Here is a 13,688-nt window from a genome sequence, read left to right as displayed (position 1 = left end):
CTAGTTTCCAATAGCAAAGGTCAGAGTACCGCTTGCTACAAGCTTACCATCTACTTCTGCCTTCGCTTCTACTACGGCGATTGTGCCACGACGTTTGACAAAAGTTGCTGTCATGACAAGCTGATCACCAGGAACAACTTGTTTCTTAAACTTAACCTTATCCATACCAGCATAGAAGACAAGTTTCCCTTTGTTTTCAGGTTTAGACAATTCCAAAACACCTGCTGTCTGAGCCAAGGCTTCCATAATGAGGACTCCAGGCATAACTGGGTATTGAGGAAAATGACCATTGAAGAAAGGTTCGTTAATCGTCACATTTTTAATGGCAACAATTGTATCTTCACTGACTTCCAAAACACGATCCACTAAGAGCATGGGATAACGGTGTGGCAAAGCTTCTTTAATTTCTTGAATATCAATCATTTGATACGTACCAAACCTTTCCCGAACTCAACCATTTCTTCATTTTCAACAAGAATTTCTGTTACGACACCATCTTTAGGTGCTGGAATTTCGTTCATGACCTTCATAGCTTCGATGATGACCAAGGTTTGGCCTTTTTTAACAGTATCACCGACTGAAACAAAATTAGGTTTGTCTGGTCCGGCAGCCAAGTAAGCAACTCCGACAAGTGGACTTTCTACAAGGTCCCCTTCAGCTACAGATTCAGTAGTATTTGATTCTGGAACAGTTTCTACAGCTGGTGCTGTAGTTGGAGCTTGTGGTGCAAGTGTAGATTCAGTTACTGAAACCACAGCTTGAGGTGCTTGACTTGCTTCTGCAACAAGTTTCGCTTCATTCTTACTGAAGACCAACTCATCCGTTCCATTTTTATAAGAAAATTCTTTCAAGCTTGACTGGTCAAATTGCGCCATCAAGTCTTTGATTTCATTTAAATTCATCTTTACTTATTCTCCCAACGTTTGAAAACAAGGACTGCATTATGCCCACCAAATCCAAAGGTATTTGAGATAGCATATGGAATTTCACGTTCCAAGCCTTGTCCATAAATAACGTTTGCTTCGATATAGTCTGATAATTCTTTCGTTCCGGCTGTCATTGGAACATAGCTCTGACGAATAGCTTCAATAGTAGCAATGGCTTCAACAGCCCCTGCTGCTCCCAGCAAATGACCTGTGAAGGATTTGGTTGAAGAAACTGGAACATCCTTACCTAGAACAGATACAATGGCACCACTTTCTCCTTTTTCATTGGCAGGAGTCGAGGTTCCATGAGCATTGACATAGGCTACTTGGTCTGGAGAAATCTCAGCTTCTTCCAAGGCTAATTTGATGGCTTTAATAGCTCCTTGACCTTCTGGATGTGGTGAAGTCATATGGTAGGCATCACAAGTATTTCCGTAACCAACAACTTCAGCTAGGATAGTTGCACCGCGTTTTTCAGCATGCTCTAAACTTTCAAGAACCAACATACCTGATCCTTCACCCATGACAAATCCATTACGGTCTTTGTCAAATGGAATAGAGGCACGACTTGGATCCTCTGTTGTTGAAAGAGCTGTCAAGGCTTGGAAACCTGCAATGGCAAATGGAGTGATAGAAGCCTCAGAACCACCAACTAGCATAACATCTTGGTAACCAAACTTGATGGAACGAAAGGCATCCCCAATTGCATCATTTGAAGAAGCACAAGCAGTATTGATAGATTTACAAACACCGTTTGCTCCAAAACGCATAGCAACATTTCCTGATGCCATATTTGGTAAAGCTTTTGGAAGTGTCAATGGCTTTACACGTTTTGGTCCCTTATCATGAAGTCGAAGCACTTGATCTTCGATTTCCTTGATTCCACCGATACCTGAAGCAACGATGACACCAAAGCGGTCTCTATCAAGAGTCTCTACATCAAGATTAGCATTGTTCACTGCTTCTTGTGCTGCATATAGTGCATATAAAGAATAAGCATCAAAACGGTTGGTATCTTTTTTTACAAAATATTTGTCAAAAGGAAAATCCTGGATTTCTGCCGCATTATGCACCGCAAATTCACTATGATCAAACTTGGTGATTTCACCAATTCCGATTTTTCCAGTTGTCAAACTATTCCAAAATTCTTCTGGTGTATTTCCGATTGGAGATGTCACTCCATAACCTGTCACTACTACTCGATTCAGTTTCATTCTTCTACCTCTATTTTAACTCTTATTGCATGGTTAGTCCACCATCAATTGCAATTACTTGTCCTGTTAGATAATCTTGACTAGCAAGAAAGGCTGTCACATCAGCTACCTGCTCTGCTTGTCCAAACTGTTTCATCGGAATTTGTGCCAACATGGCATCTTTGACCTTATCAGATAGAACTGCTGTCATATCTGATTCAATCATTCCTGGAGCAATAGCATTTACTCTCACATTACGATTAGCAACCTCACGCGCTACAGACTTAGTAAAACCAATCAAACCAGCCTTAGAAGCAGCGTAGTTGGCTTGACCGATATTTCCCATCAGACCAACAACACTAGACATATTGATGATAGCACCTTCGCGAGCTTTTATCATCGGTTTCAAGACTGATTGTGTCATATTGAAAGCCCCTGTCAAATTGACTTTCAAGACCTTCTCAAAATCCTCTTCTGTCATCTTGAGCATGAGAGTGTCTTGAGTAATCCCAGCATTATTAACGAGGACATCAACTGACCCCAGCTCTTCAATGGCTTGGTCTACCATACGTTTTGCGTCCGCAAAATCAGAAACGTCACCAGAAATAGCAAGGATCTTCACCCCGTATGGTTTAAATTCGGCAAGAAGCTCCTCGGAGATTTCACCACGACTATTCAAGACAACATTGGCTCCCAAGCTGGCAAATTTATGGGCAATGGCAAGACCAATTCCTCGACTTGAGCCTGTAATAAAGACATTTTTCTGTTCTAGTTTCATTTTTCTCCTTTCAGAACTTCTACCATTTTGGTCTAATTTTCTAAGAGTGCTTGTAAGCTTGCTTGATCTTCCACATTAGAAAGTTGAGCTGTTTTATCAATCTTTTTGACGAATCCTGACAAAACTTTACCAGGTCCAATCTCGATAAAACGAGTGACACCCGCTTCTTGCATGACTGCAATACTTTCATAAAAACGGACAGGTTCCTTAACTTGACGAGTCAAGAGTTCTGCAATACGTTCTTTTTCCATGACCTTCGCTTCTGTATTACCAACAAGTGGACAAGCAAAGTCAGAAAATTCAACTTCTGTCAGGGCTTGAGCTAATTTTTGACTAGCAGATTCCAATAAAGCTGTATGGAAAGGCCCAGAAACATTGAGCGGAATCAAGCGTTTTGCTCCTGCTTCTTGCAAAAGTTCAACTGCACGATCTACTGCAGCTACCTCCCCACCAATAACAATTTGACTCGGCGTATTGTAGTTGGCTGGAGTTACAACACCAAGTTGAGAAGCTTCTTGACAAGCTTTTTCGATAACTTCAACTGGTGTATTTAGCACAGCTACCATTTTCCCTGATCCTACTGGTGCTGCTTCTTCCATATAAGACCCACGTTTAGCAACTAGAGCCACTGCAGCTTCAAAATCCAAGGCACCACTAGCTACCAGGGCAGAGTATTCTCCAAGAGACAAACCTGCCACCATATCAGGCTGGTAACCTTTTTCCTTTAGTAGTCGGTAAATAGCAACGGATGTAGCTAAAATAGCTGGTTGCGTGTAACGAGTCTGATGTAGCTTCGTTTCATCGTTATCAATCAAGTCACGAAGGTCATAACCTAAGACTTGGCTAGCTTGATCGATTGTTTCCTTGACGATAGCATATTGGTCGTATAGCTCACGTCCCATTCCAAGGTACTGGGCTCCTTGACCTGCAAATAGAAAGGCTGTTTTAGTCATTTCTTGTAACTCCTGCCCAACGAGCAGCTTCTGCTTGAATCTTTTCAGCTGCACCATAGTAAATATCTTTTAAGATTTCTTCAACAGTTTCTTCTTTCGAAACCAGACCTGCAATCTGGCCGGCCATCACTGAACCGCCATCCACATCCCCATGGACAACAGCTTTAGCTAAGGCTCCTGCACCCATTTGCTCAAAAATTTCTAAATCTGGATTTTCTTGTTTAAAGGCATCTTTTTCAGCTTGCTCGAAATCACGAGTCAATTTGTTTTTAATGGCACGAACTGCGTGTCCAAAATGTTGTGCCGAAATCGTTGTATCAATATCACGAGCTTTTAAAATTTTAGCTTTATAGTTTGGATGGGCATTTGATTCTTTAGCAACTACAAAACGAGTCCCTACTTGCACAGCCTCTGCACCAAGCATAAAGCCAGCAGCAGCTCCTTCACCGTCTGCAATACCGCCAGCAGCGATAACAGGAATGGAAACAGCAGCTGCAACTTGACGAACCAAGGTCATAGTTGTTAATTTCCCGATATGCCCCCCAGCCTCCATACCTTCTGCAATGACGGCATCCGCACCGATTTTTTCCATGCGTTTAGCTAAAGCAACACTTGGGACAACTGGAATAACTGTAATCCCTGCTTCATGGAAGCGTTCCATGTATTTTCCAGGGTTTCCTGCGCCTGTTGTAACTACCTTAACACCTTCCTCGATAACAAGGTCTACAATATCTTCCACAAAGGGAGACAAAAGCATAATGTTGACACCAAAAGGCTTGTCTGTTAAAGATTTAATCTTATTAATATTAGCCTTAACCACTTCTTTAGGAGCATTTCCTCCACCGATGATACCCAGACCACCTGCCTTTGAAACAGCACCCGCCAGGTCACCATCAGCTACCCAGGCCATTCCTCCCTGAAAGATAGGATATTTAATATTCAATAATTCTGTAATACGTGTTTTCATAGCTCCTCCATGAGTCTTGCTTAGGTAATAGTTCGACCACATTATACTTTGACTGTCAAACTATTACCTGAACAAGAGGGAGCGGGTTTCCCTACTCCTTCTCCATTTATTTAATACTCAATGAAAATCAAAGAGCAAACTAGGAAGCTAGCCGCAGGCTGTACTTGAGTACGGCAAGGCGAAGCTGACGTGGTTTGAATTTGATTTTTGAAGAGTATAAATTATTTTGTTTGCTCTTCAACGTAAGCAACCAAGTCGCCAACTGTTTTCAAGTCATCCTCTGCTTCGATTTGGATATCAAAAGCATCTTCGATTTCAGAGATTACTTGGAACAAGTCCAATGAATCTGCATCCAAATCATCAAAAGTAGATTCAAGCGTTACTTCTGATGCGTCTTTTCCAAGTTCTTCAACGATAATTTCTTGTACTTTTTCAAATACTGCCATGATAGACTCCTTTAAAATAAATAGTTTTTATAACAATGTGTTCACCACATAATTACCTAAATTGTAACAACAAGTGTGCCCCATGTCAAACCTCCACCGAAGCCTGATAAGAGTATTTTTTGGCTACCATCCAAATGGATTAGCCCTTCTTCTACACACTCTGAAAGCAAAATCGGAATACTTGCCGCACTAGTATTTCCATACTTGGTCATATTTGCGGGAAGCTTATCACGATCTACACCGATTTTTCTAGCCATCTTATCCAAGATACGGTTATTGGCCTGATGAAGCAGGAGATAGTCTAGTTCTTCTGCAGATACAGGACTCATCTCTATGGTCTCTTTGATAGACTTAGCAACATCTCGAATTGCAAAGTCAAAAACTGCTCGGCCATCCATTTTCAAGAAAGCATCTGGATTTTCTTGAACTGAAAATGGTGACGTCAAGCCTGTCTGCCCATAGGTCAAGCACTCACTACGTGAACCATCGCTATTGAGACTCTCCGCTAGGAAATGTTGCTTATCGCTTGCTTCTAACAAGACGCCACCAGCTCCATCTCCAAATAGGACAGCTGTTGAACGATCTGTCCAGTCCAAGGTTTTGGACATAGTTTCACTACCGATAACTAGACCCTTACGATAAGCTCCTGAAGAGATAAACTTCTCTGCAGTTGAAAGGGCAAAGGTGAAACCACTACAAGCGGCGGTTAGATCAAATGCAAAGGCCTTACGAGCACCTATACGAGCCTGTACACGTGTTGCAGTAGATGGCATCATCGAGTCAGGGGTCATCGTAGCTAAGATGATGAAATCCAACTCTTCAGCAGAAATCCCTGACTTCTCTAAAAGCTGTTTGGCAACTTCAGTAGCCAAATCTCCTGTTGATTCTGTCTTAGAAATGCGACGTTCCTTAATTCCAGTTCGACTTGAAATCCATTCATCACTCGTATCCATAACCTGAGCCAAATCTTCATTTGTGACAATCTGCTCTGGAACATAATGAGCAACCTGGCTTATTTTCGCAAAAGCCATTATTTCAAATCCTCCAAAAATTGATAAAGATTGGTCAAACCTTTACTCATGACATCCATTTCCTCTGGGCTCATGCCTTCGATGATCCTTTCGACCATGGCCTTGTGAAAACGTCTATGGAGCCGATGTACCAAGCGACCTTTCTTTGTCAAATGCAGATGTACTACACGACGATCCTGATCTGATCGCAAGCGCTCGATATAACCTTTTCGTTCCAAGTTGTTCAAGCTAGTTGTCACGGTTCCTAGAGTTACCATCAACTCTTTGGACACTTGACTTGGAGTCACATCTGGAAACTTGCCAATCACATCGATCGTGTGCATTTCCTTGATGGAGATATCCTTGAAACGACTACCTCTCAAACTCACTTCCTCAATCACAAGGACGTTATTAAAAATAGATGTTAAATAGTCATTGATCCGTTGGTAGTCCAATTTTCTTCCCTCCCTCATCAAAAAAGTTTAACTATCAAAACATTTGACAAAAAAAGTATATCAAACTTCAAAGAATTGCGCAAGTATTTTATTATTTCCCCAAAAATTTTGGACGTCTTTTTTCAGAATGTGCACGAACACCTTCTTTGAAATCCTCCGTATAAGATAGAGATTTTTGCAATTCCAATTCTAGCTGTGCGTACTCGTGCCACTGCTTAAATTCGCTCTCCCAGACTAACTTCTTAACAGCAGCATAAGAGTTAGAAGAGCCTCGTCTCAACTTCTTCAATAGTTGCTCTCTTGTCTTTTCCAGTTGATCACTAGCACACAGACGATAGACAGCTCCAGCTTCAAGTGCTTTTTCTGCTGTGAAAGCTTCGCCAGTCATAGCTAATTGCGTTGCCCGAGTTGCACCAAGTGATCGTGTAAGCAAGAATAAACCTCCCGCGTCTGGAGCCAAGCCCACACCTACAAAGGCCTGGATGAATTTAGCCTTGTCAGAAGCAATACAGAAATCAACTGCCAAAGCCATATTAGCCGCCGCCCCAGCAACTGCTCCATCTACTTCCATGATGACAGGCTTAGAAATTTGCTTAATTTTATAAGAAATGGCATTGACTAATTCTGCAATCTGAGCCAAGGAGGCAATATCATCCTCATCGACAGCACGTTTCATTTCTACTAGATCGCCCCCAACAGAGAAGACTTTGCCGGCAGCATTAATGAGAATAAACGAAACCGAAGCATCTTTTTCAGCTAATTCTAATGCTTCTAGAATTTCTTGACACATAGGAATATGAAAACCATTGGCTACCTCTGGACGATTCAGAGTAAGCATCGCTAGATCGTCCTGAACTTGATAGAGGATATGATCCATAACCACTCCTTTCAATTTACAACGAAGATTAAATTATTTTGTTTTCAAATTATATCTTTTTCCAGCTTATTAGACAAGAGAAAAATCGACCGAAAGTGTATCGGCCGATTTTAAAAACTTAGTTTGGTATCTAAAAATACAGGAAAACCAGTACTTGTATCATCCATGAAATCATAAATCACTTCAAGCATTCGTCCTCCTTCTCTCTGATAAAGCTGTTCTTGGTTTGATCCCTTATGGTAGAATTCTCCTGAAACCATGTAAAAAACACGATTTGGATCTTCTAGGTAGGCAAAAAGATTTCCTGCAAAAGGAGCTTCCTTATTTCCGTCCTTGTTGACCAGACTTGTAGCTAAGAGTTTCGTGATTCCTCTAAATTGTCCACTTTCATCTGTTCGACAATAAAACTTGACTCTAGCTTCATAGTTAGGATTGACGATAATCTTTTCAGAGAGAATTCGATAGGTCCTTTCCTTACTATCTGACAAGCCGATAGATAAGATAATTTTAGCCCTCTCAACTGAAATCTGACGCTCCTGAGCATACTCCATTGCTAATTCTTCTCCCGTCAAACGACCACTGGGAAGAGGTTGAGAACTTGCTCCGATATTTGTAGGAATCATCACGAAGGTAATGACTAGTAAGATTAAACAAACTACTCTTTTAATCATCTTCCCCCAACTCCTTTCATTAGAAGAGTCTTTCCTCCTACACCTTTATTATAAGCTTTTATGATGAGACTTTCAAACAATTGTATAGAATATTTTCCAGATTGAAAAAAGCCTCTCTTTCTGCTATAATCGTATATTACCTTTTGCAACTTTCTTTTTACCAATTTACAGACCCTAAACCCTTGATTTTATTGAGTTTTTAAAGAGTTACTAAAATAAACATATAGGCATAGATTGCCATTCATTCCCCCTAAAGTTCCTAAAAAATGGAACAAAAAATAGACTTTTTCAAGTCTATCAAAATAATTTAATGAGTTCAGCAGGCAAGAACTAGCGTAGTCATCAGCTACGCTTTTTTAGTTGTTTTTGCTTATCTGATAGGTTTATTATACCAAAAAAGGGAGTGTGTGACCTCATGGTCTAACACTCCCTAATCGGCTAGACTATGCAAGCCTCCAGCTGTGAATATATTATGCCATGTTTATCACGCGCATTGGTTGTTTTAGCTAGCGAAAAGGTGAGATAGCTAAAAGCGCGTGGTTATCAATTTTGTTGACCTTAACAAGTCATTTTCAAGCGAATATCACGCGCAAAACTACTATATTTTACTGCTTCTTGGTGCTATAGCTCTTCCTTTTCTATTTCCTCTCTGCTTATTCTAGCTAAAAGATTATAATAAGGGTGTCCCGCTGGAATAACAGGGGGATTTTTAGTAAATTCTTCTTGTGTTAAGGTTGTTTCTTTGTCTAATATTGTACCGTCTGCTAGTTTGGTACCTTTAGGGACAATATGTGATATTGTTGGGTTCCATTTTTCTTTAACTTTTGCCATGTTAAATGCTCCTTTATGGTAAAAACAGAACCGTCCCACCTCCTACTGCAGAATGAACTGTTTCAAGGGGAGATGGAAAAGCTCTGTTTATAAGTCAATTATATCATAGTTAATTATTAAGCATGGATTTTTTTATCAGCAATAGCGTCTGTTAGGGTCTGTGAGAAGTTCAACCCTAGGTCACGCCCTAATGTATCCGCCCAACGTGGAATGGTTAGGGTTTTTTTAACAGGCTCTTGACTGCCTAGATATTCTGCAACGTCAACCATAACCATAGAGATAAAAGATTTGCTAGGATCATAGACTAGATCTATGTTCTCATCATCCTGGAAAGGGTTGTTAGAAGCCAAAGATAAAGCGTTAATAGGAGTAGGGGTAGGAATTTCTCTCCCATTCTCGATATAATCAGCTAGGTTAATACCGAGCCAATCGCTGGCCATTGCCATAGCGTCTGCCATATCTTCCCCTTGAGTTGCTGAATGTTCAAAATCTGGGAAAGTTACAAAGTAAGGGGCGTTAGCTCCGTCTGTATCGTCATAATAAAATAAAGCTGGATAAGTGACAAGCATAGTTTACCTCCAAAATCAAAGACAAGCGGGGGACTGCCTTTATTACAGTCCTGCTTGCTTTCTTATCCCTCTTTCAGTGTACTTATTCAGTTCACCATGAGGGACTGTGATAGGTCTTTCCCCTTCCTTCTCCATTTTAACGTGGGAGCCTTTACCGCCTTTGGTTTTTATCCAACCATGAGCCATAAGGAGTTTGACCATCTCTTTTTGTGTCATAGGCATAGCGCTTTTACCTCCTGACAGTATTATTATAACACGTATAACACGTGTTGTAAAGAGATTTTCCTCATTATTCTGTCGCGTTACAAAAGCCCCCAGATTCGTTTCTAAGGGCTTTTAGTTTATCCGTGGTATTTTTAGTTATCTAGCACGAAATAAAGCGAAATACGGGCGAATATGAAGCCTATGGTTCCCTATACGCACTAGTCTCTGTGGTAAGGAGGTTAAATCAATCCCCGTTTACAATACCTGTTAAGTGTTCTATAGCTTTTTGCCTTATAATGTATGCTGTAGTCTTTGATTTATCTATTTCTTCAGCAACCTCCCAAGCGTCGAGATCATTCAAGTAAAACAGCCTGAGAACAGAACGCTCAAGAGGATTGGCCAGCTTATCGATTAGCCCAGATATTTCCATTCTCTCTTCAGTAAGTCGCTCAATTCTCTGTAAAGTGTCCTCTTTTAGCTTCAGAACACTTATAAGATTGTTCTCTGTCTTGTTCTCTCTGCTTGCCTGCACCCTGCTATGGCTTAGTGTTGGCTTTTTGATAATACCACTTTCTAAAGCTGCAAACTCTAAATACAAGCCCTCTATTTCTTTATTGATCCACTTAACGCCCTCTAGTTTTTCTTTTACTTGCTCTGGTGTCATGCCTTGACCTCCTGTATGGTATAATTTTATTGTGTTAATTATAGCTGAGGCGGAGCGCCTTGGCTTTTTTTTGCTATTTCTCTATGTTCGCTCTAGCTTCAAATGCTTTCCCGTGAGAAAAAATGTACAATGACGGGTGAAGCTCATAGAAGCGCGTGGGGAGGGAGATAGCCCCCGTATCTCCTTGTGGTTTGATAAGCAATTAAGGGATGTTTTTATCTCCCTTATTTCCTTGTCATTCTGCAAGCAATTAAGGCAAGTTATTTCTTTGCTTATCTGCTTATCATTTGGTAGGAAAATAAGGGGAGTTATTTTAGTTCTTATTTCCCTGTCATTTTGTAAGGAGAAAATCCAAATTAAGGAAGCTAATAAGTCTCCTTATCTCCTTACAGTTTTTCAGGGAGCAAAATCAAAATAAGCGATGTTATTTCCTGTCTTATTTCCTTACCGTTTGACAAGGAGAAAAACGAAAATAAAGAGCTTTTAAATTCGTCTTAACTCCCTATCATTTTGTAAGCAATTAAGAAGGCTTATTGTCGTCCTTATCTGCTTGTCATTCTGTAAGGAGTAGATCCGAAATAAGAGGGCTAAAAACTTCGCTTATCTGCTTGTCATTTCTCAGGGAGTTAAGGAGGGTTATTATTGCTCTTATCTGCTTGATAAATGATAGGGGGATATACCCCACTTTCTCAGGCTTCGCTCTAGCTTCAAGCTATGTAATCTTCTCTGTTCGTTCTCTGTTCAAGAGCTATTTTCTCGGCGTTCGCTCGGAGTTCAACACACATAACCCTGCCATTTGTCAGGCATATTTTTTGCCACTACCTAACCAAAACCTCACCATTCCTCTGATTCGCTAAACATACTTTCAGGAAAGCCACAAACTGAAATTAAATACTGACAAGCGTTATAATCTACCCAAAGCGCTCCATCTTCTGAGTAGTGGAAATACTTATCTGGTAGCGTTCCAAGGGATGCACCCATTTTATAAATAGATACCCCACCCTTTTGGCTTGGTAACAGTCCAGTATATCCTCTGCGTAGTCCATGATTCAAAGCGTTGCTATTGCCATATTTTGGTTTTCTGTTGCCCCTGTTGCCTTTTGCTACTTGGTTGCCCGGCAAAAATCTCCCTCGGCTATCACGTTTCATATTGCACCTTTCTACGGTGTTCGTTTGGTAGAATTGTTCCATTACTACAAATTATCTAAAGCCTCCTAAACTACTTAGTTAATGGGTAGCTTTAGAGGTGAAAAAATCAAGCTAACTTCCTGACAGTACTACATTCCCTAATACCTATAAACATTTCAAAAAAGGAATTTTTTGCGCGGAAGAGGGTGGCGTTCTTGTGCTTTAGCAAAATATACCCCCGTCTAAAAATAAAGGGGGTATCTCTGCCTTATTTCTCCCATCGCTATACTTTTGTTATCTTGTAATTATTAAGCTAAACAATGTTTATATCATTCTTTTTTTACATTAATCTTTATTTAGTATTTGTTTTGATTAACACATATTCTCAAGATAACTCAAGATATTCATCCAAAACACTACTTCAGATTGCTCAATCCATTCAGCCAAAAGCTATCTCCTTTCTTGGTGTAGTTAACAAACTTTTGATAATGCTTATAATACTTGTCACGTTTCATATACTTTGGTCTTTCAGGAAAACTATCAAACATATATCCGCCACGTTTGGGACTCCAACCTGGTTCTACTTTTCTAGCTTCCCTAAGCGCAAGTTCCCAATAGTATTGGCAATCTGTCTTACTTCGGTTCAGTGTTGTCTTGTGTATTTTCTGGCATGATCCACAACCATATAGCAAAAGTCTCTTATAGAGTTTTCTGCATCGTTTACCACAAATAGGACAGAGAAAAAGTAGCGATTCCCTCCCTTAGTTCCTGGTATTCTTGCTAAATCAAAACGATCACGTTCAAAGGTGATATACAGATTATCTAGGTCTATTTCTAGTTTTCTACCGTCCAACTCAGCTATACCGTGACTGATATTCTTGTTTTTCATTGGCTTTATAAATGTCTCTATGGTTATTGATTTTATAACTTCCATTCGTTCAAAAATCCCCCTATATAGAAAAACCCAAATTGATTGGGTTAGGTAGCAATGAAACCACAAAAAGAGGCTGGTGCCTCTCTTGATAGTTCTAGCTTTCTGCCTCTGCCACATAATCAGCAAGGCCTCTATATTATTCGCCTTCTACGTCCAAGTTTTGGAGCAGGTTAATACTTTCATTACCCAGCATTTCCAAAGTACCAAAAGCGGTCATAGAGTCCATAGGGATAGGCTTATCAGAAAGCAAGCGATCAGCATAGTCTAATAGTTCTAGCTCGTAGTCTGTAACCTTATTGAGCAAACTCTCAAAGTCCTCTGACTCTTTGAGTTGAAGCACGCGCTCCCGTTTGTAGCGTTCTTCAAATGCTTCATCTCCCTCTGGTTGTTTGTGGTAGTCTTTAAAGCTGTCACAAATACGCTTGAAAGTCTTGTTTAGCTTGTGATCTTCCACATACTCAGCGACAAGCGTGCCTTTATCCTTGTAGGTCAATGAGATTACAGGCTGGCAATATGTCCCAGTCATGTATCCCAGTAGCGCGTGACCTGCTACTTGAGCGGTCGCCTGATCACAAAAATAGTAAGTGAAAGTGAATGTTTTTGCTTTATCAGAAAATATTTTTAGTGTCATGTTGTTTTTCCTCTTTCTGTTTTAAGGGTGTCACTAGTAGTTACACCGTTTCAAGGGGGTCGGTACTATCTACCCCATTTTGTTATCTGTATAATACCAATACGTTAGCCACTGAATTAAAAGGTTCACTAAATTGTGTAGCAGAAAATTTCACGTCCAGCACTTCAATAGTCGCCATGAAGTCGTTGACCTCTTTTCAAAATCCTCTTTGTTCCAATATCGTTCAGTATACTTAAAAAGTTGTAATATCATGTTGTTTTTCTTTCAATCTTTTAATTGAGTATCGCTTATCTTTGATCGTGAATGACTTGAAAAAGTTACCCTCTAGGCCAGTTCTGACATGGTTGGCCACTCGTTCACTATACAAGCTAGCAATCTCTGAACTACTTAGATTTGTAGTAATAATGGTTTTATCTCGATTACTGAGAATATCAAAAATAAACTCTTCTTC

At 40.2% G+C, this 13,688-nt stretch carries 17 protein-coding genes and 2 pseudogenes; all 19 read right to left on the bottom strand.

What is annotated here, in order from left to right; translation table 11 throughout:
- Complete coding sequence (gene fabZ, locus HMPREF2805_RS07665) at nucleotides 1–423, bottom strand: 3-hydroxyacyl-ACP dehydratase FabZ (RefSeq protein WP_075232033.1); 423 nt, start codon at nucleotides 421–423, stop codon at nucleotides 1–3.
- Entirely contained in the window at nucleotides 420–902 is a 483-nt protein-coding gene (gene accB, locus HMPREF2805_RS07660) for an acetyl-CoA carboxylase biotin carboxyl carrier protein (protein ID WP_075232032.1), read from the bottom strand. Before accB ends, fabZ begins: the two co-directional genes overlap by 4 nt.
- Nucleotides 903–904: 2 nt before the next feature.
- Nucleotides 905–2,140, bottom strand: coding sequence for a beta-ketoacyl-ACP synthase II (gene fabF / locus HMPREF2805_RS07655; protein ID WP_075232031.1), 1,236 nt, complete (start codon nucleotides 2,138–2,140; stop codon nucleotides 905–907).
- A 22-nt stretch (nucleotides 2,141–2,162) separates the two neighbouring features.
- The gene (gene fabG / locus HMPREF2805_RS07650) at nucleotides 2,163–2,897 is read right to left on the bottom strand and encodes a 3-oxoacyl-[acyl-carrier-protein] reductase (protein ID WP_075232030.1); all 735 of its coding nucleotides are present in this window, start codon (nucleotides 2,895–2,897) and stop codon (nucleotides 2,163–2,165) included.
- A 32-nt stretch (nucleotides 2,898–2,929) separates the two neighbouring features.
- Nucleotides 2,930–3,850 (bottom strand): ACP S-malonyltransferase, encoded by a 921-nt coding sequence (fabD, locus tag HMPREF2805_RS07645; RefSeq protein WP_075232029.1) that lies wholly within the window; start codon nucleotides 3,848–3,850, stop codon nucleotides 2,930–2,932.
- Nucleotides 3,843–4,817 carry an enoyl-[acyl-carrier-protein] reductase FabK gene (gene fabK, locus HMPREF2805_RS07640; protein ID WP_075232028.1) on the bottom strand — a complete coding sequence of 325 codons (975 nt, stop codon included), beginning with the start codon at nucleotides 4,815–4,817 and terminating at the stop codon, nucleotides 3,843–3,845. Before fabK ends, fabD begins: the two co-directional genes overlap by 8 nt.
- Nucleotides 4,818–5,038: 221 nt before the next feature.
- Nucleotides 5,039–5,263, bottom strand: coding sequence for an acyl carrier protein (locus tag HMPREF2805_RS07635; RefSeq protein ID WP_000257838.1), 225 nt, complete (start codon nucleotides 5,261–5,263; stop codon nucleotides 5,039–5,041).
- 56 nt (nucleotides 5,264–5,319) lie between these two features.
- The gene (locus HMPREF2805_RS07630) at nucleotides 5,320–6,294 is read right to left on the bottom strand and encodes a beta-ketoacyl-ACP synthase III (protein ID WP_075232027.1); all 975 of its coding nucleotides are present in this window, start codon (nucleotides 6,292–6,294) and stop codon (nucleotides 5,320–5,322) included.
- Nucleotides 6,294–6,728 (bottom strand): fatty acid biosynthesis transcriptional regulator FabT, encoded by a 435-nt coding sequence (locus HMPREF2805_RS07625; protein WP_075232026.1) that lies wholly within the window; start codon nucleotides 6,726–6,728, stop codon nucleotides 6,294–6,296. Before HMPREF2805_RS07625 ends, HMPREF2805_RS07630 begins: the two co-directional genes overlap by 1 nt.
- Nucleotides 6,729–6,819: 91 nt before the next feature.
- Complete coding sequence (locus HMPREF2805_RS07620; protein ID WP_075232025.1) at nucleotides 6,820–7,605, bottom strand: enoyl-CoA hydratase; 786 nt, start codon at nucleotides 7,603–7,605, stop codon at nucleotides 6,820–6,822.
- Nucleotides 7,606–7,715: 110 nt separating this feature from the next.
- Nucleotides 7,716–8,276 (bottom strand): hypothetical protein, encoded by a 561-nt coding sequence (locus HMPREF2805_RS07615; RefSeq protein WP_075232024.1) that lies wholly within the window; start codon nucleotides 8,274–8,276, stop codon nucleotides 7,716–7,718.
- A 621-nt stretch (nucleotides 8,277–8,897) separates the two neighbouring features.
- Nucleotides 8,898–9,107: a BOW99_gp33 family protein gene (locus tag HMPREF2805_RS07610; RefSeq protein ID WP_075232023.1), complete on the bottom strand. Its 210-nt coding sequence runs from the start codon at nucleotides 9,105–9,107 to the stop codon at nucleotides 8,898–8,900.
- 116 nt (nucleotides 9,108–9,223) lie between these two features.
- Entirely contained in the window at nucleotides 9,224–9,676 is a 453-nt protein-coding gene (locus HMPREF2805_RS07605) for a type II toxin-antitoxin system HicB family antitoxin (protein ID WP_075232022.1), read from the bottom strand.
- A gap of 42 nt (nucleotides 9,677–9,718) precedes the next feature.
- Nucleotides 9,719–9,898: a type II toxin-antitoxin system HicA family toxin gene (locus HMPREF2805_RS07600; RefSeq protein ID WP_075232021.1), complete on the bottom strand. Its 180-nt coding sequence runs from the start codon at nucleotides 9,896–9,898 to the stop codon at nucleotides 9,719–9,721.
- 226 nt (nucleotides 9,899–10,124) lie between these two features.
- Nucleotides 10,125–10,544, bottom strand: a complete 420-nt coding sequence (locus HMPREF2805_RS07595; protein ID WP_075232020.1) for a DUF1492 domain-containing protein — start codon at nucleotides 10,542–10,544, stop codon at nucleotides 10,125–10,127.
- Between the two features lie 834 nt (nucleotides 10,545–11,378).
- Nucleotides 11,379–11,597, bottom strand: a complete 219-nt coding sequence (locus HMPREF2805_RS07590) for a hypothetical protein (RefSeq protein ID WP_261676357.1) — start codon at nucleotides 11,595–11,597, stop codon at nucleotides 11,379–11,381.
- 491 nt (nucleotides 11,598–12,088) lie between these two features.
- Nucleotides 12,089–12,597, bottom strand: a pseudogene (locus HMPREF2805_RS07585) (hypothetical protein).
- A 145-nt stretch (nucleotides 12,598–12,742) separates the two neighbouring features.
- Nucleotides 12,743–13,237 carry a hypothetical protein gene (locus HMPREF2805_RS07580; protein WP_075232019.1) on the bottom strand — a complete coding sequence of 165 codons (495 nt, stop codon included), beginning with the start codon at nucleotides 13,235–13,237 and terminating at the stop codon, nucleotides 12,743–12,745.
- A 232-nt stretch (nucleotides 13,238–13,469) separates the two neighbouring features.
- Nucleotides 13,470–13,688: pseudogene (locus tag HMPREF2805_RS11395) on the bottom strand (ATP-binding protein); the annotation flags it as partial.

This window comes from Streptococcus sp. HMSC034E03, assembly GCF_001811505.1.
Lineage (GTDB): Bacteria > Bacillota > Bacilli > Lactobacillales > Streptococcaceae > Streptococcus.
This window is presented reverse-complemented; position numbering and strand designations above follow the sequence as displayed.